Origin of the sequence: Sphingomonas sp. DC4900 (assembly GCF_049896485.1) — a bacterium.
GTDB lineage: Bacteria > Pseudomonadota > Alphaproteobacteria > Sphingomonadales > Sphingomonadaceae > Sphingomonas > Sphingomonas aquatilis.
This window is the reverse complement of record NZ_JAFCUK010000008.1, coordinates 1-20,204: the sequence shown is the minus strand read 5'-3', so window position 1 is coordinate 20,204 and position 20,204 is coordinate 1. Positions and strand designations below refer to the sequence as shown.

The window sequence follows — 20,204 nt, the reverse complement described above, 5'->3', positions numbered from 1 at the left end:
TCGGCTCGTCAATTGCCGTTCGCCTGCTTCGGCGGCGTCTCCTGCCAGATCAGCGGCATCATGTCAGCGACGTCGATGTCGCGCTGCGCATCGGGCACCACGCCGAGCATCGATCCGACGCGGGCGATCGTGCGGCCGACGACGGGCGCGGCGTTCCAGGCGGCGGTCTTCCAGCCGCCCGTTTCCTTCGTGCCCTGCGGCGAATCGAGCATCGCGAGCACGACGTATTTCGGCGCATCCATCGGGAAGGCCGCAGCGAAGGTCGCGACGTTGCGCGAATGGTCGTAGCCGCCCGCGACCGCCGCCTCGGCGGTGCCGGTCTTGCCGCCCACGCGATAGCCGGGCGCGTCGCCCTTGCGGCCCGTGCCGCGCATGACGATCAGCCGCAGCATCTGGCGCATCTTGTAGCTGGTCGCCTCGCTGATGACGCGACGGCCGGCGGGTGCCTGGCCGGGGGCGATCTTCATCAGCGTCGCCGGGCGCCAGATGCCGCCGTTGACCAGAGCCGCATAAGCGCTGGCGAGGTGCAGCGGCGTCACCGCGATGCCGTGGCCATAGGCCGTCGTCATCGTCGTCGTCCGCGCCCAGTACCGCGGCCACAGCGGCCGGCCCTTTTCGCGCAATTCGATGTCGGGCCGGGTGTCGAAACCCAGCTTGCGGAACATCGTCTGCATCTTCTGCGGACCCACCTCATCGGCGATCCGCGCGGTGGCGATGTTGGACGAATAGATCAGCGTTTCGGGCATCGACAGCCAGCGCTGCGGATCGCCGCGCTCGTCATGGATGGTGAAGCCGCCGACCTTCAGCGGATGCGTCGCGTCGAACTTGCGGTTCATCGTGATCGTGCCGGTGTCGATCGCGGTCGCGACGGTGATCGGCTTGAAGGTCGAGCCCAGCTCGAACACGCTCTGCGTGGTCAGATTGCGCAGTTCCTCGCTGCCCGCCATCCCGACGCGATTGGGATTGAACGTCGGCAGCGAGACCATTGCGAGCACTTCGCCGGTATGGACGTCCATCACGATGCCGCCCGCCCCGCGCGCGGAGAAGGTGCCCATCGCGCGGCCGAGTTCGCTTTCCATCGCCGCCTGCACGCGTGCGTCGATCGCCAGCGCGACCGGCTTGCCCGCCTGCGCCGGATCGAGCAGCCGTTCGTCGAGCACACGCTCCATGCCGCTCATGCCGTGGCCGTCGGTCGACAGGAAGCCCAGCGCATGCGCCGCCATCGTCGACTGCGGGTACAGGCGCTGCGTCTCGCGCGCGAAGACCAACGCCGGCTCGCCGATCGCATTCACCTGCTCGACCAGCGCCGGGCTGGCGCGACGCTGGAGGTAGACGAAGCTGATGTTGCGGGTAAGCTGGTGATAGAACCACGCCTGGTCGCCGCGATCGGGCATCAGCGCCGCGAGCCGGGCGGCGATCTCCATCTTGTCGCCGATGATCTTGTTCGGGTGGACCGCGATGGTCCACGCGTCGATCGTCCGGGCGAGCGGCGCGCCGTTACGATCGACGATATCGCCGCGCGCCGCCAGTGCCGCCGTGCGCGCCGCCGCCTCGCCGCCCGACAGGATACCGAGCATCGCCAGCCGGCCGATGATCAGGACCACCGCCGCCGCGAACAGCATCATCAGCATCATCAGCCGCATATGCGACGTCGCGACCAGCGCGTGACGCTGGCCGGCGCTGCGATGCTGGGCCTGGGCCGGACGGGCGACGATGACGGTCAACGTTTGCGAGCCTCGGCGCGCGCGCTGCTGAGGATATCGCCCAGCGTGCTGTCGGACAGCAGCTTCTTGTCGAGCATCGCGACCGCTTCAGGCCGCACCTTCGCCACCGCCGCCTTGGCGCGGGCCGCCTCGTTGAGCTTCGCCAGCATCGGCGCGCTCTTTTCGATGGCGGCGACCTTGATCACCGCGCGCTGCGCCTTGGGCATCGCAGCGGCGACCTGCACCACGGCCGGGGCCGGCGTGGCGGCGGGCGCGGCGACGCTGACGCCCGGCTGCGACGGCACGACCAGCGACGCCATCTGCGTTCCGGACTTGCCATCGGTGGGCACGCCCACCTGATTGACGTCGAGGCTGGCGAGCGCCGCCTCGTCGGTCACGAACTGGCCCGCGGTCGGCGCGGCGAGCGACAGCGTCTCGCCGTTCCACTTTTCGAGCTGGGCGAGGTTGGCACGCGTTTCGAACTCCGTCTCCAGCGCGCGGATATCGCGCTGCGCGGCATCGATCTTGCGATCCATGCTCTCGAGCTTCTTGCGCTCGGTCGCGACCTGCAGCGAGACCAGGTAGAAACCGAGGACGATGGCCACGCAGCCACCGAACCATCCGATCCCCTTCAACCGATACGCCGCCGTCATGCCGTCACCTCTTCATTCCATGCAGGGGCGGCCGTCCGGATGGCGGTCCGCAATGTTGCCGATCGTGCGCGCGGGTTGCGCGCGAGTTCCGCCTCGCCGGCACGGATGCCGCGGCCGACGGTCGCGAAGCTGGGTGCGCGCGTCGCGCCCGCCTGCGGCAGGTGCCGAGAGCCGCCGGGCGTGTTGCCCGAGCGTTCGCGCAGGAAGCGCTTGACCATGCGATCCTCCAGGCTGTGGAACGTCACCACCGCCAGCCGGCCGCCGGGCTTGAGCAGCCGCTCGGCAGCGGCGAGGCCGTCGGCCAGCTCACCCAATTCCCGGTTCACATGGATACGGATCGCCTGGAAGGTCCGCGTCGCCGGATCCTTCTTGTCGTGCGGCCGGTGGCCCAGCGCCTTGCGCACGACGGTGGCCAGTTCGCCCGTACGGGTCAGCGGGCGCGCCGCGACGATCGCACGCGCGACGCGGCGCGACTTGGGCTCGTCGCCATACTGGTACAGCACGTCGGCGATGGTTTCCTCGTCGGCGGTGTTGAGGAAGTCCGCCGCGCTGGGGCCGTCCTGCGCCATCCGCATGTCGAGCGGACCGTCGGACTGGAACGAAAAGCCGCGCTCCGCCTGATCGAGCTGCATCGACGACACGCCGATATCCATCGTCAGCCCGTCGACGGGCGCATCGATCGCCGCCTCCATCGCGGAGAAGTCGCTGTGGACGAGCGTCAGCCCCTCGATACCAGCCGCCCGCCCTTCACGGATCGCGTCGGGGTCGCGATCGAAGGCGATGACGGTGGCGCCGGTCTTCAGGATCGCGCGCGTGTAGCCGCCCGCGCCGAACGTGGCATCGACCATCACTTCGCCCGGGGCGGGGGCAAGTGCGGCGACCACTTCGTCGAGCAGCACAGGGATGTGAGGGGCGTCAGTCAAGCGGCACCCCCTTGTCCTGGCAGTAATAGCGGCAGGCAGCGACCATCTGCGGCGCGATGCCCGGCGTCGACAGCAGCGTCTTGGGGTCCCAGATCTCGATATAGTCGAGCGTGCCCCAGAAGAAGGCGTGCGCGCCGATATTGGCGTAGAAGCGAGGGAAGCCGGGCATGATGAACCGGCCGGAGCCATCGAAGGGCACCGCCTCGCCGTTCGCGCCGCCGCGCTTGATATTGTGGTCGATCTTGCCGTCGGCGCCGCGCGACAGGGCGACGCGCTCGTTCAATTCGCGCTTCAGTTCGGCGATATAGGCGGGATCATAGGCGATCAGGCAGGGCTGATCCTCATGCGCGGCGATGATGACGGTGCCGCCGTCCTTGCCGTCGGCGCGGGGCGCATTGGCAGCCAGCGTGTGGCGGAGCGCATTGGGGATGGCGACGCGACCCTTGTCATCGACAAGAGCGAGTCCACTTCCCTGATAGTCGCCCCTTTCCAACACGCCCGTCTCGCACCCTGACGCGCACGGCTCATCGTCTGGAAAGTCGGATTTTCACCGCCTCCCAAGCATTTGCGCCCAAACGCAAACGATGATGCCTGCCCCGTTGTTAACTGTCGCTACCAACAGCCAACCGGGGATGCAACGGGATTTTTGGGGATGAGCGGGGAAAAGCCCCCATGAGACGGCTAACCGGGCGGGAAACACCCCCATGGTGGCATGGATGCCACAGGCGCCAACCGCCCGTGCGGGCGTGCGATTCTGCCGGCGCGGGGCGCCGTCCCCGGTTTTCCCCGAAATTGGATCATCGTGCGGCTTGCGCGTTGCCCGTGGCCGGCGCGACGCCGAGTTCGGCGAGTGGTTCGCCCGAGGCATCGGCCGCCGCAGCAGCGCCGGCATTGGTCATGGCGATATTCGCGACGACGTCGGCCTGGGCGGATCCGGCGGTGGCGATGGGCTTTTCGCGCGTCGCCGACCCCAGAATCGCGGTGGCGATCGCGATGAGCATGACGACGGCGACAAGGCCGATCACGCCGACCTTGATCCGTTGCATCGTCTGGTGAGTGTCTCGCACGGCTCTCATCTTGCCGCGCGGCTGTACCGCTTTGTCGGGCACTTGTCGATTGGGCGGCGAGTCGGGGGCCGCAGACATGCCCCCGACTCGCCGTCATCCCCGCGCAGGCGGGGATCCAGACGCGCTGACGTCACGACTTTATCATCAGCGGTAGCGGTTATGGATTCCCGCCTTCGCGGGAATGACGAAGAAGGGAAGTCCCCCTTCTCACGCCAACCCCTTCTCCGCCCGCCAAGCCGGATCATGCAGCGTCGACAGATACCGGAAACCCGTGTCGCATAGGATCGTCGCGATCCGTTTGCCCGGGCCCAATTGTTCCGCCAGCCGGACCGCGCCCGCCACGTTGATGCCCGACGACAGACCCAGGCACAGCCCTTCCTCGTCGAGCAGGCGGCGAACCCAGTGATAGCCTTCCTGGTCGGAGATGCGGAACTGCGTGTCGATCGGCGCGCCCTCCAGATTGGCGGTGATGCGCCCCTGCCCGATCCCCTCGGCGACCGACGATCCCTCGCTGCGCAGCTCGCCGTGCGCGTAATAATCGTATAGCGCCGCGCCATGCGGATCGCTCAGTGCGATGCAGACGCGCTCGTCCTTCGCCTTCAGCCCCAGGCCGACGCCCGCGATCGTGCCGCCGGTGCCCGCCGCACAGGTGAAGCCGTCGATCCGCCCGTCCATCTGCTGCCAGATCTCTTCCGCCGTGCCGACGATATGCGCGCGGCGGTTGGCGACATTGTCGAACTGGTTCGCCCAGATCGCATTGTCGCGTTCCTCCGCGATGCGGCGGCTGGTGTGGACGAAGTGGCAGGGGCTGGAATAGGGCGCCGCCGGCACCAGCACCAGCTCGGCCCCCAGCGCACGTAGCGTGTCCATCTTCTCGCGGCTTTGCGTCTCGGGCATCACGATGATCGTGCGATAGCCCTTGGCGTTGGCGACCAGCGCCAGACCGATGCCGGTATTGCCCGCCGTGCCTTCGACGATCGTCCCGCCGGGATGCAGCACGCCGCGCGCCTCCGCATCCTCGACGATGCCAAGCGCCGCGCGATCCTTCACGCTGGCGCCCGGATTGGCGAATTCGCATTTGCCGAAGATGTCGCAGCCGCTCGCCTCGCTCGGCCCCTTCAGCCGGACGAGGGGCGTGTTGCCGATCAGGGCAAGCGTGTCTGGGGTCGTATGCATGCCCGCTAGATGGCGCGTGGCCGGGCCTGCGACAAGCAAAGCTGCACTTGGGACGCGCAAAGGCGCGCGATCAACCGAACGACCAAAACCGACGGATCGCCTTGACGCTCCCCCTTCGCATGCGCAAAGCGTGCCCTCGCTATGAAGAGCCTCCCCCTGTTCGCCGCCACCGCCGCGCTTCTCGCGCTGGCCGCCTGCAACTCCAAGCCCGCGCAGCCGGACGTGCTGGATTCGAATCCGGATCCGATGGCCAACCAGCTCGCCAACCGCGCGCCGGTGGAACTGCCGCCCGCGATCAAGGCGGAAAAGACCTTCCGCTGCAAGGACAACAGCCTGCTGTACGTGACGCTGTTCGACGGCGACAAGCTCGCCCTCGTCAAGACGTCGCAGACCGGCACGCCCACCCGCCTGACCGCCGAAAAGGCCGGCGAGCCGCTGACCGCCGAGGGTGGCTGGAAGCTGACCGGCAATGCGTCGAACATCACCGTGTCGCAGCCGGGCAAGGCCTCGCAGACCTGCAAGTCGTAAGCCACGACGGACCGACTTTTCACAAGGGCCGGCGGAGCGATCCGCCGGCCCTTTTCTCATGCGCGGCGCACGGCCGACCCTTCCCGCACATTGCTATTGCGAACGATCCGCAAGTTCAGTAGCTGGCCGTCAAGACCGGAACTGTCCGGCCGATTCCAGGAATTTGCTGCGTGATCCTTGCACACGACCGGCGCGTCGCCGTGTCCGTTCTTGCCATCGCCTTCGGGCTTGCGGCGCCGGCCATGGCGCAGACCACCGGCGGCGATACGCCCTCGCCCGAGACCCCTGCCGACATCGTCGTCACGGCGCGCTCGGCCAGCGCTAGCATCATCGGCAGCCACACCCCGCTGCTCCGCTATCCGCAATCGGTGCGCGTGCTGGACGAGGACGACCTGACGCCGCTAAACGTCACGCGGCTGCAGGATGCGCTGGATTATGCAGGCGGCGTCACCCGTCAGAACGACTTCGGCGGCCTGTGGGACAAATATGCGATCCGTGGCTTTGCGGGGGACGAAAACACTGGCCCTGATATCCTGATCAACCGCTTCGGCAGCAACCTGGGCTATAATTCCCCGGTCGACAGCGCGACGATCGAACGCGTCGAGGTGATGAAGGGCGCGAGCGCCGCTTTGTCCGGCCGGGGCGAGCCGGGTGGATCGATTAACATCGTCACCAAGGCGCCGCTCGATCACGCGCATGCCGCGGCCAGCGCGATGGTCGGCAGCTGGAACCAGCGGCGCGTGACGGGAGACGTGGGCGGCCCGATCGCCGGCGGGCTGTCCGTCCGCCTGATCGGCGTCGCGGAAGACCATGACAGCTTCCGCGACCATGTCGGCGGATCGCGCCGCCTGATCGCGCCCTCGATCGCCTGGACGCCCGCGCCGGGGCTGCGCCTGCTGTATCAGGCCGAATATATGCGCAACCGGTCGGTGCTCGATCGCGGCGTGGTCGGCATTGGCGGCAACGCCCGCGCGATGGATCGCACCACCTTCCTCGGCGAGCCGGCAGACGGCCGCATCACGCAGCGTATCCTGTGGCAACAGGCGAGCCTGTTCGCCGATCTGGGATCGGGCATCGGCCTGGAGCTGGGCGGCAGCCAGCGCGACGGGTCGCTGCGCGGCTTCGGCACGATGGTCGACTTCGGCGCCCGCGGTCTGCAAAGCGACGGACGCACCGCCGGGCGCGACCGCCGCTATCACGACTTTGCGTGGAACGATCTGTCGTTGCGTGCCGAACTGACTGGGCGGCTTCACCTGCTGGGGCTGGAGCACGACCTGCGCGTCGGCATCGACCGCGTACGCCATGCGCTCGACTTCCGGCTCGATCGCGCACGCGGCACGACGACGCGGCCGATTCTGCTGATCGATCTGTTCGCCCCCGTCTACGGCCAGCCGCTGCCGACCCCGCCCGCTTCGCTCAGCCGCACCGCGTCGTTTCGCAGCGAGAGTCTGTATGCGCAGGACGTCATCCGGCGCGGCTCCCTCACCTTGCTGCTCGGCGCGCGATGGAACAGCTTTCGCGAGGACGTCTTCAACCGGCTGACCGTCCGCGAACTCGACACGCGCGATGCCGGCGTCACGCCGCGCGCGGCGGTGTCGTGGCAAGTCCGGGAGGGCGTATCGCTCTACGCCAGCCGGGGCAATTCGCTGCGGCTCAACCCGTCCGACGGCACCGCGACCTTCGATGCCGAACGCAGCCATTCGACCGAGGCGGGGGTCAAGGTCAGCCTGTTGCGGCGCCGCCTGACCGGCACCGCCGCCGTGTTCGACATGGAAAAGCGCAACGTCCTCAATCCCAATTCGGTCGATCCGTTCGTCAAGAGCCAGATCGGTCGCCAGCGGTCGCGCGGTGCGGAGGCGGAACTCACCTATGTCCGCCCCGACGATCTCTACGTCACCGCTGCCTATACCTATGTCGACGCGACCATCCGCAACGATCAGGACCGCACGCTGATCGGCAAGCCGCTGTCGAACGTGCCGCGCCATGCGGGCAGCCTGTTCGCGCTGAAGACGATCGGCCGCCTGGGCGTGGGTGGTGGGATCACGTATGTGGGCACGCGCGCCGGCGATCCGTTCGGCACCAGCTATCGCCTGCCCGCGTACACGATCGCGCGCGCGACGCTGAGCTATGCCGTCACGCCGCGGCTGAGCGTGCGGGCGGACGTCGATAACCTGTTCGACACCTATTATATCGCCAGTTCGTACGCGAACGTGTGGACCGTTCCCGGTGCGCCGCGGAACGTGCGCGTGACGCTGGCGAGCCAGTTCTAGGGGCGATCCGCGGCCGGACCGATCACAGCATGCCGATATCGCGCAGCCATTGCTTGAGCGCACCCGGCCATTCGCGCGTCACCGGGTCGGCGGTCGGACGCATTCCGAAGGCGTGGCCGCCTTTGGCGTACAGGCGCATGTCGACCGGCACGCCCACGTCGGTCAGCGCCAGGGCATAGGCCATGGGCTGGCGGATCGGGTCGGTGGAATCGTTCATCGCGTGCAGGATGAAGGTCGCCGGCGCTTTCGGGCTGATCGTCACCCATGGCTGCAATTCCAGGCTGTTGCGGCCCTTGCTGTCGTCGAGCATGCGCGCGGTATAGGCGATTACCGCAAAGTCGGGGCGCGGCGATTGACGATCGGCGGCATCCGCGATGGGATAGGTCCGCGCCTCGGTATTGCTCATCGCCGCGGCCAGATAGGCGCCGGCCGAAAAGCCGATGACGCCAATGCGATGCGGATCGATGCCATAGCGCGCCGCCCGCACGCGCAGCAGCCCCATCGCGCGCTGCGCATCCTCCAGCCCCAGCAGCACCTTGGGCCGCTGCTGCCGGCCGTTCACCACCGGCCACGCTTGCGGCACGCGATATTTGAGCACTGCGCAGGTGATCCCCTGCCGCACCGCCCAATCGCAGATTTCGGTCCCCTCCAGATCCATCGCGACGACGGTGAAGCCGCCGCCCGGCAGCACCAGCATGGCCGTGCCCGTGTTGCGCGCCTGCGGCCGGAACACCGTCATCGTCGGTCGCATGATCGACCCCGCCCAATGCCACATCCGCCCGCCGACGATCGCCGAACCGTTGCCGGTTTCCTCCGGCGCCTCCCCGCTGTCCGGCTTGGCGAGCGGGACGGCGGCCGCCCATAATAGCTCCTGCCGTCCACCCGCCGGCGCCTGCCACACGCCGGGTCGGGAAACGATCGGCACGCTTTTACGCACCGGCCCGGTTGCCCGCCCACCTGTCGACGATGCAAGCGACACGGCAAGCAGGATCGCAGACGAAAGGACGGCACGGCGCAGCATATCGAACTCCCGATCCGGATGGTGACGCAGCGCATCGCCGCCCGATGCCGCCGCGTCTTGCGTCCGGCCCGTATCGGGCGGCATCGCGCCCGACAAAGCACCTTTGCTCGGGCCAGCCCCCAGTTTCTCTCATGGCGCGGATGGCGCATTGCCCCATCGGGTCCAGAACGGTACGATCCCGCCCCATGGCAACGATCGCGATCTACAGTTCGAAGGGCGGCGTCGGCAAAACCACGCTGGCCGTCAATCTGGCCTATTGCGCCGCCACCCTGTCGAAACGGCGCACCGCCTTGTGGGACCTCGATCCCCAGGCGGCGAGCAGCTGGGTGCTGGGTCGCGATCCCGCGGGCGATCAGGCGCGCGCGTTGTTCACCAAGGACACGAAGGTCGCGCGCCACGCCCGCCAGACCGAGATCGCGAAGCTCGATCTGATCCCGGCCGACGCATCATTGCGCGACCTCGACGTGCTGCTGCACGATCTCGGCAAGAAGCGGCGGCTCGACAAGCTGGTCGCTGACCTCGGCAGTTACGATCACGTCCTGCTCGATTGTCCGCCGGGGCTTACCGAAACCAGTGAACAGGTGATCCGCGCCGCCGACCTGATCGTCATGCCGATCATCCCCTCCGCGCTCGCGCAACGCGCCGCAGAGGAAGTGGTGCGCCATCTCGGCGGCAAGGTGCCGGTGCTGCCCGTCCACATGATGGTCGACCGCCGCCGCCGCCTGCACGCCGCCGCGCTTGCCGCGCAGCCCGACTGGCCCGCGATCCCGATGGCGAGTGCGGTCGAGGCGATGGCAGATCACCGCGCGCCCGTCGCCACCTATGCGCCGCGCAGCGCCGCCGCGACGGCCTTCGCCGGGCTGTGGCGCGCGATCGAAAAGCGGGTGGCGCGCTGATCCGACGCGCGATGCGGGTCGCCCGGATTTAGATCGTACGGGCTTGACCGTCGTCCGGCCGGAGCGGCCCACCTTGCCATCGCCCCCGGGCACCGCCACCTTGGCCGGCGATGGAGACGCTCGACCCGAAACTCGTGCTCGGCGCCTATGCCATGGGCGTCTTCCCGATGGCGGATCACCGCGACGCCGACAGCGTCTATTGGGTCGAGCCGCGCACCCGTGCGATCCTGCCGATTGATGGCTTCCACCTCTCCGCGTCGCTGCGCAAGACGATCGCGCGTGACCGCTTTCGCGTCACCGCTGACACCGCCTTCGAGCGGATGATCCAGCTGTGCGCAGAAAGCGCCGACGATCGCCCGGAAACCTGGATCAACAGCGGCATCGAGCAGGTGTTCGTGACGCTGCACCGCATGGGCTATGCGCATTCGATCGAATGCTGGGACGGCGACGATCTGGTCGGCGGCCTGTACGGCCTGGCGCTGGGCCGGGCCTTTTTCGGCGAATCGATGGTCAGCCGCCGGACCGATGCGTCGAAGGTTGCGCTCGCCTGGCTCGTCGCTCGCCTGAAGGTCGGCGGGTTCACCTTGCTCGACTGCCAGTTCCAGACGCCCCACCTCGCCTCCTTGGGTGCGGTGGAGATCGACCGGAACGATTATTGCGCGTTGCTGGCCGGCGCGCTCGACGGGGCGACTGGCTCGTCGACGGGCGCCGCATCGTCGCCCTCGCTCGCATCGGCGTCCGCACCGCCCGATTTCTTCGCGCTGGAGCGCGCCGCGCCGCCACTCGCCGCCGATACCGTGTCGGGACCGGTTTCCGGCCAGGACATCGTGCAGCTCTTGGTCCACACGTCATAGACGGGGTGCTGGACGACATTCAGCGCCGGCCGTTCCTTGAACAACCAGCCGGAAAAGGCGCGGCGCCAGTGCCGGTCGGTGCCGCGCACGTCGAGCTGGACGAACGCGCCGGTCAGCTGATCCTGCTCCCAGGGCGCGGTCTTTTCGCAGGCGCGCAGGCGCACGATCGCGTCGCCGATGCGCACCGCCTGCCCCGGCTTCAGCGTCAGGTCGCGACTGACGCCGTTGCGCTTGTTGAGCAGGCCGACGACGGCGACCCGTTCGGCCATCGGCGTACCGCCGGTGGGCAGCGTCGTGTCGGAGGCGGCGATCGTCTCGATCCCGTCACCCTTGGCGGGATCGGCGGGCAGGTCCTGCGTCGCGACCGTCCGGTTCGCCGGGCCGTTACTGCCATGCCAAGCGCGATAGCCGAAGACGCCGGCCACCGCGAGCGCGACCAGCAGGACGCCGGCGGCCAGCCAGCGGCCGATCCGTGGGCTCACCCTTCGGGCGTCCACGCCTCGTAATCGCCGGTCGCGGCGGCGCGCTTGCCGCCCTTCTCCAGCGAGCCCGAGGGGCGATAGGCGAGCGGCGTGCCGGTCATGTTGGGGATCGGCGGCTTCTGCCACGCACGCACCGGCGGCAGCGCGCGATCGGGCACGTCGTCGATGTGATGGTGCAGCCAGCTGAACCATTCGGGCGGCACCCGGCTGGCATCGTTCGCACCCTCATAGATCACCCAGCGCCGCTTGCGGCCGCTGCCGTCATTGCCGCCTTCGTAATAGACGTTGCCGAGCTGGTCGGTGCCCATCTGCGCCATGCCGCGCAGGCCATAGAGCATCGTGCCCCACGACGCGCCGGTCCACCAGGTGAAGGGATTGAGGTTGATGCCCATAGTGGCTCAGCGCTTACCCGTGTCCGCTGCGCCCTTCAACAGGGGATCGCGATCGGGGATGGCGGCCGTGACGAGAATCCGCGCGAAGAGCGTCGGCGGTCGAGCCGACTCCTCACTTCGCCCAGGTCACCTTGTCGCCTTCGGCGATGCCGAGGTCCGCCGCGCGGCCGCCGACCAATTCGAGCACCGCCGCCACCGGCTCGCGCGACAGGACGGGCGTTTCGGAGAAGGGAACGGTATTTTCGGCGATCGTCGCGATCGTGCCGTCGGCGCGGATGAACAGGATGTCGAGCGGCGTCGGCGTGTTCTTCATCCAGAAGCTCGCCTGACGCGGACCGCCGCCCTCGGGCGGATAGGGCCAGAACAGCATGCCGCCATCGGGCTTCAGGTCGGTGCGGTACATCAGCCCGCGTTCCTGCTCGGCGGGCGTGACCGCGCGTTCCACCGTAAAATTATGCGTGCCGTTGGCGCTGCCGATGGTGATCGGCAACAGCGTCTTGGCCGCATCCTTCGCCGCCGTATCGTGCGAGAAAACACCGGTCTGCACCGCGACCCCGGTCGCGCCCAGCCCCAGCGCCGCGACGATCGCCACCAGCGCCTTCGTTCCGATCATCGCTCAATCCTCTTCGACGCTGACCGCCAGAGGCCCCTTGTTGCCCGCGACGATCCGCGCGCGCAACCGCTGGCCGGGTTCGACCACCGCCAGCCCCGCACGACGCAGCGTTTCCATATGGACGAACACGTCCGCCCCATCCGCATCGCGGACCAGGAAACCATAGCCCTTCAGCCGGTTGAACCATTTCACCACCGCGCCTTCGAACGCGCCGGCCGCATCGATCAGGCTGAGCGGATCGACGCGATCGGGATTGCGCGGCGGCCGGGGCGCATCCTCGATCGCATTGGTCAGGTCGATGCCGATCACTTCGCGCGCCTGATAGCCGCGACCGCGCTGCACCGACAGCGTCTCCACCCGCGCCCCTTCGGGCAGGCTGCGCCGGCCGTGCGGCTGCAACACCGAAAAATGGATCAGCACGTCGCCATATGCCGGATCGTCCGCCACCGCGAAGCCGAAGCCGCGCGTCGCGTCAAACCATTTGACGACGCCGCCGATCGCGATGGGGCCTTCGTCTGCGACGGCCGCGCGGGTCGTCGCGTCCGGCGCGTCGGCGTCGATCGTATCCCCGGATTCCACCTGTCGGCCGAACGCGCGTTCGCGGTCGCCGGGCATCTGCCCGTCGTCTCGCTCGTCGCACTCCCGTTGCGGCTCGCCACGCATCACTGCACCCCTGTCGCCGACACGCTAGCACGGTTCGTCGCAGCCGCAATTATGAAACGAAAGCCTCTGCGGGTTTTTAGGCCAGTCTGGGCAAGAAAAAGGCTTCGACCGCAGCCTCATCGTCCGATTCGAGCCCCAGATCGGACAGGTCGCGCGCCGCCAGGATGCGTCGGGACAGGTCGAGCGGATGGCCGGCGCGCAGCATCGCGGCCAGCTGCCGGTCGCGGATCGCACGATCCGCGACCTCTGGCCCGAACGGTCCGACGCGCCGTCGCCGCGCAAAGGTGAGCGCGGCGGCCAGCGCCCGCGCGGCGATGTCGGGCGCCAGATCCTCCGCGACGTCCGCGACATGCGCCTGACGCAGCGCCGCGCCGACCCGTCGTGCGCCCAGCCCGCGCCGCGCCAGCGCCGCCGCCTTGCTCTCGGCGTAGAGCCGGTCGTCGACATAGCCCAGCGCCGCCATGCGCGCGGCGATCGCCGCCGGATCGGCGGGCTCACCCTCCCAGCCCCTTTCGCGCACCTTGCGCCGCAGGTAATCCGCCAGTTTGCCCTGCGTCGTCGCAAACCGTTCGACGTAGCGCAGCGCCAGTCGGTCGAGCGCGGCGGCGTCCAGCGGGCGCGGAGGGCGACGTTCGGCGGGCATGGCCATGTTGTTGCCACAGTGGCAACGGAATGAGAACGTTGATCGCGCGTTAAAGCGCCAGGATATGACAGCCGCATGATAGCGGCGCGTGAACAGGAATTTCGATGACCGATCAGTCTGCGGCTTCGCCGACTCCCCGACCGGCCCCTACCCCGACGCTCGACGCGCTGCCGCGCCGCTTCGCCGATTTCGCCACCTTGGGCGAGGCGCTGGACTATGCCGCCACCGGCGTGCGCGGTCTGAATTTCCACGACGCGCGCGGCACACTGGCGCGCCCCTATCCCTTCGCCGAGCTGCGCAGCGACGCGATCGCCGCCGCCTATCGCCTGATCGCGGCGGGCGTGCAGCCCGAGGATCGCATCGCGCTGGTCGCCGAAACCGGGCCGGAATTCGCCGCTTTGTTCTTCGGCACCATCTACGCCGGCGCCTGGCCGGTGCCGCTGCCGCTGCCGACCAGCTTTGGCGGCCGCGATTCGTATATCGAGCAGCTGCGCATCCAGCTGGCGAGCTGTGACCCCAAGATGCTGATCTTCCCGCCCGAGCTCAGCGCGATGGCGGCAGAGGCCGCGCGGCTGGCGGGCACCGACGGCATCGACTGGTCCGAATTCGCGACCCGCGCAGCACCGGAAGCCGCGCTGCCGCAGGCGCATGGCGAGCAGATCGCGTATCTGCAATATTCCAGCGGCTCCACCCGCTTCCCCCACGGCGTCGCGATCACGCACCATGCGCTGCTCAACAACCTCGCCGCGCATAGCCACGGCATGCAGATCGACGGCACCGATCGCTGCATCAGCTGGCTGCCCTGGTATCACGACATGGGCCTCGTCGGCTGCTTCCTGTCGCCGATCGCCAATCAGGTATCGACCGATTATCTGAAGACCGAGGATTTCGCGCGCCGCCCGCTCGCCTGGCTCGACATGATCTCGCGCCACGACGGCACCGCTTTGTCCTATTCGCCGACCTTCGGTTACGACATCTGCGCGCGCCGCATGTCGTCGCAGACCAAGGCGGCCGGGCGCTTCGACCTGTCGCGCTGGCGCGTCGCGGGCAATGGCGCCGACATGATCCGCCCCGACGTGATGCAGGCGTTCGTCGATGCCTTCGCCGATGCGGGCTTCAAGGCGAGCGCCTTCCTGCCCAGCTACGGCCTTGCCGAGGCGACGCTGGCCGTGTCGCTGATGCCGCCGGGCGAAGGCATCCGCGTCGAGCTGGTCGAAGAAACGCAGCTGTCGGGCGGGGGCGATTCGCTCGCCGCCAACGACGGCCCGCGCCCGCAGCGCTTCCGCGCCATCGTCAATTGCGGCAAGCCGGTGCGCGACATGACGGTCGAGATCCGCGAAGAGGACGGCACCCCCCTGCCCGACGGTGCGATCGGCAAATTGTGGTGCAAGGGCCCCAGCGTCATGGTCGGCTATTTCCGCGATCAGGAGGCGACCGACGCCTGCATGGTCGACGGTTGGCTGGATACCGGTGACATGGCCTATATGTCGGACGGCTACATCTATATCGTCGGCCGCGCCAAGGACATGATCATCGTCAACGGCAAGAACCACTGGCCGCAGGACATCGAATGGGCGGTCGAGCAGCTCCCCGGCTTCAAGTCGGGCGACATCGCCGCCTTCGCGATCACGACGCCCGGCGGTGAGGAAACCCCCGCCGTCCTCGTCCAGTGCCGCAGCAGCGACGATGCCGAGCGGCTGCGCCTGCGCGACGAAATCCGCGAGCGCGTCCGGTCGGTCACCGGCATGAACTGTGTGATCGAGCTGATCCCGCCGCGCACGCTGCCGCGCACCAGCTCGGGCAAGCTCAGCCGGGCCAAGGCGCGCAACCTGTACCTCAGCGGCGACATCAAACCCTATCCGATCGCCGCATAATTCGCTGATCAGGGCGGCGAACCGGCGCCGCCCTAACTATCCGTAAACGTTCAACACCTTACCATCTCAGGCGTGACAGTCGCGCCGCTCCAAACCCTCGATTCCGAAACAATCGGATTCGCCCAATTGCTGGGCCTGACCGACGGCGCCGATGCCGCGCAATGGGCGCGGATCCGATCCAAACAGCTTGATGCGGGGCGCCATCTGGCGCTGTTCCTGCTGGCGGCGAATCTGATCGGCGCGGCCCTGGTCGTTCCCCTGTTCGCCGGTAACGAGCCCCTGACGTTTCTGATCGGCTGGGCCGCGCTGGTCGGCATCGTGGCGGTCGCCGTGGCGATCCGCCGCCTGAGCACCCATCACCGCGACGGTGGCTATGCCAGCGCCCGCGACGTCCGCACCACGCTGTGGGAAGGGGTAGCGCTCGCCGTCGTCTGGGCGGTTCCCGTCTTTGCCTTTCGCGTCGATCCCGGCTCGCACGGCACCTACGCCCTCTGGATGATCCTGGCGCTGCTGATGACTGCGGGCGCGATGGCGATGGCACCGCTGGCGCTGGCGACGATCGCCTTTCTGGGCGGATTGGGCGCCGCCGTGTCGCTGCGTATCGCGTTGGACGGCAGCCCGACCGGCGCAGCGGCGACGGCGCTGTTCACCGTCATGCTGATCGTCATCTGCCTCCATCGTGCGCGCGCGCTGGTGGTGATCCGCGCGGTCCAGATCGCGCTTGCCGAACGGAACGACACCGTCAGCCTGCTGCTGCGCGAATTCGAAGAGACCGCCGCCGACTGGCTGTGGGAAACCGACGCGGGCAAACAGATCGTCAAGGCCTCGCCGCGCTTCGCCTATGCCTGCGGCCTCGATCCGATCGCGATCAACGGCCAGTCCTTCCTGCGCGTCCTCGCCGGGCCGACATGGGACACGGGCCACTTTTCCGACGCGCTACGCGAGCTCGCCGCCAAGATGAAGGCGCGCGAGAGCTTCCGCGACCTGCGCATCCCGGTCGAGGTGAATGGCGAGCAGCGCTGGTGGCAGGTCTCGGCCAGCCCGCGATTCGACGAAAAGGGCAGCTTCTGCGGTTTCCGCGGCGTCGGGTCCGACGTTACCGAACAATGTATGAGCGCCGATCGCATCGCCCGGATGGCGCGCTTCGACACGCTCACCGGCTTGCCCAACCGCCTGATGATCAACGAAACGCTGGCCCAGGCGATGGCGGAGGCGGAGCGCAACGGCCAGCGCTGCAGCTTCATGATGATCGATCTCGACCGGTTCAAGGCGGTCAACGATACGCTCGGCCATCCGATCGGCGACCGTCTGCTCGCCCGCGTGTCGGCACGGCTCGCGCAATTGATGGACGCCTCCACCGTCTGTGGACGGCTGGGCGGTGACGAATTCGCCGTCGTCGTGCGCGACGCGACGCGGATCGACGCGGTCGAGGCGCTCGCCCGCCGCATCATCGACACGCTGTCGCAACCCTATGAGATCGACGCACACACGCTCTACATCGGCGCGTCGGTAGGCCTGGCGATCGGTCCGCGCGACGGGCGGACGGCCGAGATGCTGATCCGCTCCGCCGACCTTGCCCTCTATCGCGCCAAGGATGCGGGCCGCGGCGTCTACCACGCCTACGAACCCGAACTGCACGTTCAGGCGGAGGAACGCCGCGTGCTCGAAATGGCGCTGCGCCAGGCGGTGGAGCGCAACGAGCTGCACCTGCAATACCAGCCCGTGGTCGATGCGGGAAACGGGCGGCTGACCGGTTTCGAGGCACTACTGCGCTGGCGCCACCCCGAACTGGGGCTGATCTCGCCCGAGAAATTCGTCCCCCTGGCCGAGGAATCGCGCCTGATCGGGCCGATCGGCGAATGGGTCGTGCGGACCGCCTGCGCCGAAGCCGCGCAATGGCCGTCGACCGTCCGGATCGCGGTCAACGTGTCGCCGGACCAGCTGCAGAACCCGCAGTTCGTCTCGGTCGTCGCCTCCGCCCTCGCCAATTCGCGCCTGCCCCCCGAACGGCTGGAGCTTGAGGTCACCGAAAGCGTGTTCCTGCACGAAGGGCTCGGCACGACGAAGGTTCTGGACCAGCTGCTGTCGCTCGGCATCCGGCTGAGCCTGGACGACTTCGGCACCGGCTATTCGAGCCTTGGCTATCTGTCGCGCACGCGCTTTTCGTCGATCAAGATCGACCGCAGTTTCGTGCAGGGCGCTTCGAGTGGCGTGAAGGAAGCGGTGGCGATCATTCGCGCCGTCGTCGCCCTCGCCCAGAGCCTGGGCATGGCAACCACGGCGGAAGGCGTCGAGACCGAGGAGGAGCACCGTCTCGTCCAAGAGCTGGGCTGCACCAAGGTACAGGGCTTCTTCTTCAGCCGGCCGCTCAGTGTCGAAGACGCCCGCGCGCTCGTCGCGCGCAGCTGGAACGCCTCGGCGGCCGCCTGACCCTATTTCTCGGGGTCGTGCCCCCAGTTCATCAGCGAATAGCGCCAGTCGCTGTGCGCCTTGTCCTTGTCGGGGCCGCCCTGCGCCAGATGGCGGCGGACATAGGCGACCACCTTCTTCATATGCGCATAATCGTCGTCGGTCAGGTCCGCCTTGGCTTTGCGCTTGATCGCCACGATCCGCTTGCCTGATTTGTGGCCGACGCTCTCGCCCGATCCCTCACCGTCCTCGCCCTTCCAGCCGACGCGCTTGCTCTCGTCGGTGTCGAGGAAGTGTTCGAGTTCGGCCGGCGCCATGTTCACCGCGTCCTTGAAATCCTTGTAGATCTGTTCGTGATCGTCGGCCATCGCATCGCTCTCCTTGCGCGCCGCCAACGATCGCCCGCTGCCGCGGTTGCACGCGATCAGCCGAGCATCCCGCTATAGGTCTGCGCCGCCTGCGGCAGCCAGAGGCGCGCCGCGATCCCGCCGACGAGCACGACGATCACCGCACCCCACGCCCATCGGCCCCGCGGCATGCGGCCCAGCACCACCCAGCCGATCGCGGTCGCTGTCATCGCCCACAGATGATAGCGCAGGTCGGACGCGATGCTGATCACCGCAAAGCTCGCCTCCTGCCCGACCGCCGAGGCGAACAGCGCCGCCGCGAGACTGCCCGCAGCATCCTCCGCCCGCCATGTCGCGGCCAGCCCGATGACGGCGAGCACCGCCCATAAAGCCGGCCAGCCGAATGGCGTTTCGACGAGGACGCCGGCCAGCTGCTGCCAACGCCCCGCCGCTTTGCCCGGCGCGTGGAAATCATAGGGGTTGGGCTCGTTGGCCATGGGCGGTGCCGCGCCATACCAATGCAGGGGCACCAGCCAGCGATCGGTCGCATTCAGATGGGCCAGCCGATGCGCGGTATAGGCGAACGGATGATTCACAACGGCCCGCGCTAACTTGCCGTAGAGCGCCCCGACCAACGTTGCGCGCAGCCCGGCCGTCTCCGCCCCGCACCGCCCGCCGTCCCCAAGCGGGTCCCAGAAGAACGGGCGTACGCAGGCCCGGGCCCGCAGCGTCGCGATCTCAGACCGCGTCAGACCGGTGTCCGTGTCGTCGGTCGCGACCGCAATGCCCGACAGGTCGTACATCGCCTGCGTCCGCTCCACCCCGCTCGCGCCCGCGCCGAGCAGCCGATGGTTGATCGGCCCGGCCGCCGCCAGCACCAGCGGCACGGCCACCGCGATCGCCGCCAGTCGCCAGACCGTCCTGCGCGGCGGGATCGCCACCATTGCCGCCAGCGGCACGACGGCGAATACCGCATTGGCGCGGACCAGCATCGCATAGGCCGCCAGGCACCCCGCCGCCGCCCATGCCGCCGCGGGCACGCGCACCCCGCGCAGCCGCCACGTTGCGACCAGCCCGATCGCCGCCAGCAGCGCCGCGAGCATCTGCAGATCCTTCAGCACCACTGCCTGCCAACCGAGCAGCGCCGGCCAGCACGCCAGCCCCAGGATCGCGAGCGCCGCCAGCCGCCGCCCCTGCGCGGTCAGCGTCACCGCCAGCGCGCCGAAGCCACTCCAATAGCAGAGCATCTGAAGTACCAGCATCGGCGCAGGACCATGGGCGCCGAACAGCGCCCAGAGATGCGCCATCGCCGGCGGGTGCCAGTCGTCATACCGGCCGCTGAGCGCCTGCCGATATTGAGCGAGGCTGTCGTACGAGACGTAGCCCGGCCAGAACAGCGCGAGGCTGCCGCCGAACAGGATCGCGACCGCAAGCGCGACGCGCGCGGCGGTTACGCGGTCGGTATGCGCGTTGGACGCCCTGATCATTGCCTCGTGTCCATCAGAGCGCGATTAATCGACGGACGTCGTCATTGCGAGCGCACGCGAAGCAATCCAGGGCGTCGTGGTACGGCTCTCATGACTGCCATCCGAGACGCTGGCCGAGTTTACCTTGTCGCTGGCCGCAAGACCAGCGTTCGCATTGACCTTGGCGGGTGTGCCGCGGACGCCTGATCGACGACGATTGATCA

Annotated in this window: 19 protein-coding genes and 1 pseudogene; 6 read left to right on the top strand and 14 right to left on the bottom strand. The window is 68.3% G+C overall.

The window, feature by feature from the left end; genetic code table 11:
- Nucleotides 1-8 precede the first annotated feature (8 nt).
- From ACP690_RS10515 to ACP690_RS10490, 6 genes are all read right to left on the bottom strand, one after another.
- Nucleotides 9-1,724 (bottom strand): peptidoglycan D,D-transpeptidase FtsI family protein, encoded by a 1,716-nt coding sequence (locus ACP690_RS10515; RefSeq protein WP_017979589.1) that lies wholly within the window; start codon nt 1,722-1,724, stop codon nt 9-11.
- A complete protein-coding gene (locus tag ACP690_RS10510) occupies nt 1,721-2,356 on the bottom strand; it encodes a hypothetical protein (protein ID WP_241890994.1) in 636 nt (211 codons plus the stop codon). The genes ACP690_RS10515 and ACP690_RS10510 overlap by 4 nt, the downstream gene beginning before the upstream one ends.
- Entirely contained in the window at nt 2,353-3,279 is a 927-nt protein-coding gene (gene rsmH / locus ACP690_RS10505; protein WP_426261146.1) for a 16S rRNA (cytosine(1402)-N(4))-methyltransferase RsmH, read from the bottom strand. The genes ACP690_RS10510 and rsmH overlap by 4 nt, the downstream gene beginning before the upstream one ends.
- Nucleotides 3,272-3,775 (bottom strand): division/cell wall cluster transcriptional repressor MraZ, encoded by a 504-nt coding sequence (locus tag ACP690_RS10500; protein WP_024310403.1) that lies wholly within the window; start codon nt 3,773-3,775, stop codon nt 3,272-3,274. The genes rsmH and ACP690_RS10500 overlap by 8 nt, the downstream gene beginning before the upstream one ends.
- 301 nt (nt 3,776-4,076) lie before the next feature.
- Nucleotides 4,077-4,346 (bottom strand): hypothetical protein, encoded by a 270-nt coding sequence (locus tag ACP690_RS10495; protein ID WP_286165109.1) that lies wholly within the window; start codon nt 4,344-4,346, stop codon nt 4,077-4,079.
- 207 nt (nt 4,347-4,553) lie between these two features.
- On the bottom strand, nt 4,554-5,522 hold the full coding sequence (locus ACP690_RS10490; RefSeq protein ID WP_043060316.1) for a cysteine synthase A: 969 nt from the start codon (nt 5,520-5,522) through the stop codon (nt 4,554-4,556).
- 141 nt (nt 5,523-5,663) lie between these two features.
- Between ACP690_RS10490 and ACP690_RS10485 the strand changes: the two genes are divergently transcribed.
- Nucleotides 5,664-6,050 (top strand): hypothetical protein, encoded by a 387-nt coding sequence (locus ACP690_RS10485; RefSeq protein WP_017979595.1) that lies wholly within the window; start codon nt 5,664-5,666, stop codon nt 6,048-6,050.
- Between the two features lie 170 nt (nt 6,051-6,220).
- Complete coding sequence (locus ACP690_RS10480; RefSeq protein ID WP_426261147.1) at nt 6,221-8,320, top strand: TonB-dependent siderophore receptor; 2,100 nt, start codon at nt 6,221-6,223, stop codon at nt 8,318-8,320.
- A 22-nt stretch (nt 8,321-8,342) separates the two neighbouring features.
- Here the strand turns inward: ACP690_RS10480 and ACP690_RS10475 are convergent, their stop codons facing one another.
- A complete protein-coding gene (locus ACP690_RS10475; protein WP_426261148.1) occupies nt 8,343-9,425 on the bottom strand; it encodes an alpha/beta hydrolase in 1,083 nt (360 codons plus the stop codon).
- Between the two features lie 101 nt (nt 9,426-9,526).
- On the opposite strand from ACP690_RS10475, the gene ACP690_RS10470 reads away from it, so the two are divergent.
- Both ACP690_RS10470 and aat read left to right on the top strand, forming a co-directional pair.
- Nucleotides 9,527-10,237 (top strand): ParA family protein, encoded by a 711-nt coding sequence (locus ACP690_RS10470; RefSeq protein WP_426261149.1) that lies wholly within the window; start codon nt 9,527-9,529, stop codon nt 10,235-10,237.
- 110 nt (nt 10,238-10,347) lie between these two features.
- On the top strand, nt 10,348-11,091 hold the full coding sequence (gene aat, locus ACP690_RS10465; RefSeq protein WP_426261150.1) for a leucyl/phenylalanyl-tRNA--protein transferase: 744 nt from the start codon (nt 10,348-10,350) through the stop codon (nt 11,089-11,091).
- Nucleotides 11,092-11,126: 35 nt separating this feature from the next.
- Here the strand turns inward: aat and ACP690_RS10460 are convergent.
- The 5 genes and pseudogenes from ACP690_RS10460 to ACP690_RS10440 form a co-directional block, all read right to left on the bottom strand.
- A pseudogene (locus ACP690_RS10460) lies at nt 11,127-11,360 on the bottom strand (DUF2155 domain-containing protein); the annotation flags it as partial.
- 209 nt (nt 11,361-11,569) lie between these two features.
- A complete protein-coding gene (locus ACP690_RS10455; protein WP_426261151.1) occupies nt 11,570-11,965 on the bottom strand; it encodes an NADH:ubiquinone oxidoreductase subunit NDUFA12 in 396 nt (131 codons plus the stop codon).
- Nucleotides 11,966-12,077: 112 nt separating this feature from the next.
- Entirely contained in the window at nt 12,078-12,578 is a 501-nt protein-coding gene (locus tag ACP690_RS10450; protein WP_426261152.1) for a DUF192 domain-containing protein, read from the bottom strand.
- A gap of 3 nt (nt 12,579-12,581) precedes the next feature.
- A complete protein-coding gene (locus ACP690_RS10445; protein WP_426261153.1) occupies nt 12,582-13,193 on the bottom strand; it encodes a cold-shock protein in 612 nt (203 codons plus the stop codon).
- Between the two features lie 124 nt (nt 13,194-13,317).
- Nucleotides 13,318-13,890, bottom strand: coding sequence for a RecX family transcriptional regulator (locus ACP690_RS10440; protein ID WP_426261154.1), 573 nt, complete (start codon nt 13,888-13,890; stop codon nt 13,318-13,320).
- A 98-nt stretch (nt 13,891-13,988) separates the two neighbouring features.
- Between ACP690_RS10440 and ACP690_RS10435 the strand changes: the two genes are divergently transcribed.
- Nucleotides 13,989-15,758 (top strand): fatty acyl-AMP ligase, encoded by a 1,770-nt coding sequence (locus ACP690_RS10435; RefSeq protein ID WP_426261155.1) that lies wholly within the window; start codon nt 13,989-13,991, stop codon nt 15,756-15,758.
- 72 nt (nt 15,759-15,830) lie between these two features.
- Complete coding sequence (locus ACP690_RS10430; RefSeq protein WP_426261156.1) at nt 15,831-18,188, top strand: putative bifunctional diguanylate cyclase/phosphodiesterase; 2,358 nt, start codon at nt 15,831-15,833, stop codon at nt 18,186-18,188.
- Between the two features lie 2 nt (nt 18,189-18,190).
- Here the strand turns inward: ACP690_RS10430 and ACP690_RS10425 are convergent, their stop codons facing one another.
- Both ACP690_RS10425 and ACP690_RS10420 read right to left on the bottom strand, forming a co-directional pair.
- Complete coding sequence (locus ACP690_RS10425; protein ID WP_426261157.1) at nt 18,191-18,535, bottom strand: DUF3140 domain-containing protein; 345 nt, start codon at nt 18,533-18,535, stop codon at nt 18,191-18,193.
- Between the two features lie 56 nt (nt 18,536-18,591).
- Nucleotides 18,592-20,001, bottom strand: a complete 1,410-nt coding sequence (locus tag ACP690_RS10420; RefSeq protein ID WP_426261158.1) for a hypothetical protein — start codon at nt 19,999-20,001, stop codon at nt 18,592-18,594.
- Between the last annotated feature and the right edge of the window lie 203 nt (nt 20,002-20,204).

What these genes read in the sequence shown, in the direction of transcription:
- ACP690_RS10510 (WP_241890994.1), bottom strand. Translation starts at nt 2,356, where the DNA reads ATGACGGCGGCGTATCGGTTGAAGGGGATCGGATGGTTCGGTGGCTGC.
- ACP690_RS10490 (WP_043060316.1), bottom strand. Translation starts at nt 5,522, where the DNA reads ATGCATACGACCCCAGACACGCTTGCCCTGATCGGCAACACGCCCCTC.
- ACP690_RS10485 (WP_017979595.1), top strand. Translation starts at nt 5,664, where the DNA reads ATGAAGAGCCTCCCCCTGTTCGCCGCCACCGCCGCGCTTCTCGCGCTG.
- ACP690_RS10475 (WP_426261148.1), bottom strand. Translation starts at nt 9,425, where the DNA reads ATGCCGCCCGATACGGGCCGGACGCAAGACGCGGCGGCATCGGGCGGC.
- ACP690_RS10470 (WP_426261149.1), top strand. Translation starts at nt 9,527, where the DNA reads ATGGCAACGATCGCGATCTACAGTTCGAAGGGCGGCGTCGGCAAAACC.
- aat (WP_426261150.1), top strand. Translation starts at nt 10,348, where the DNA reads ATGGAGACGCTCGACCCGAAACTCGTGCTCGGCGCCTATGCCATGGGC.
- ACP690_RS10455 (WP_426261151.1), bottom strand. Translation starts at nt 11,965, where the DNA reads ATGGGCATCAACCTCAATCCCTTCACCTGGTGGACCGGCGCGTCGTGG.
- ACP690_RS10450 (WP_426261152.1), bottom strand. Translation starts at nt 12,578, where the DNA reads ATGATCGGAACGAAGGCGCTGGTGGCGATCGTCGCGGCGCTGGGGCTG.
- ACP690_RS10445 (WP_426261153.1), bottom strand. Translation starts at nt 13,193, where the DNA reads ATGCCCGGCGACCGCGAACGCGCGTTCGGCCGACAGGTGGAATCCGGG.
- ACP690_RS10440 (WP_426261154.1), bottom strand. Translation starts at nt 13,890, where the DNA reads ATGGCCATGCCCGCCGAACGTCGCCCTCCGCGCCCGCTGGACGCCGCC.
- ACP690_RS10435 (WP_426261155.1), top strand. Translation starts at nt 13,989, where the DNA reads ATGACCGATCAGTCTGCGGCTTCGCCGACTCCCCGACCGGCCCCTACC.
- ACP690_RS10425 (WP_426261157.1), bottom strand. Translation starts at nt 18,535, where the DNA reads ATGGCCGACGATCACGAACAGATCTACAAGGATTTCAAGGACGCGGTG.
- ACP690_RS10420 (WP_426261158.1), bottom strand. Translation starts at nt 20,001, where the DNA reads ATGATCAGGGCGTCCAACGCGCATACCGACCGCGTAACCGCCGCGCGC.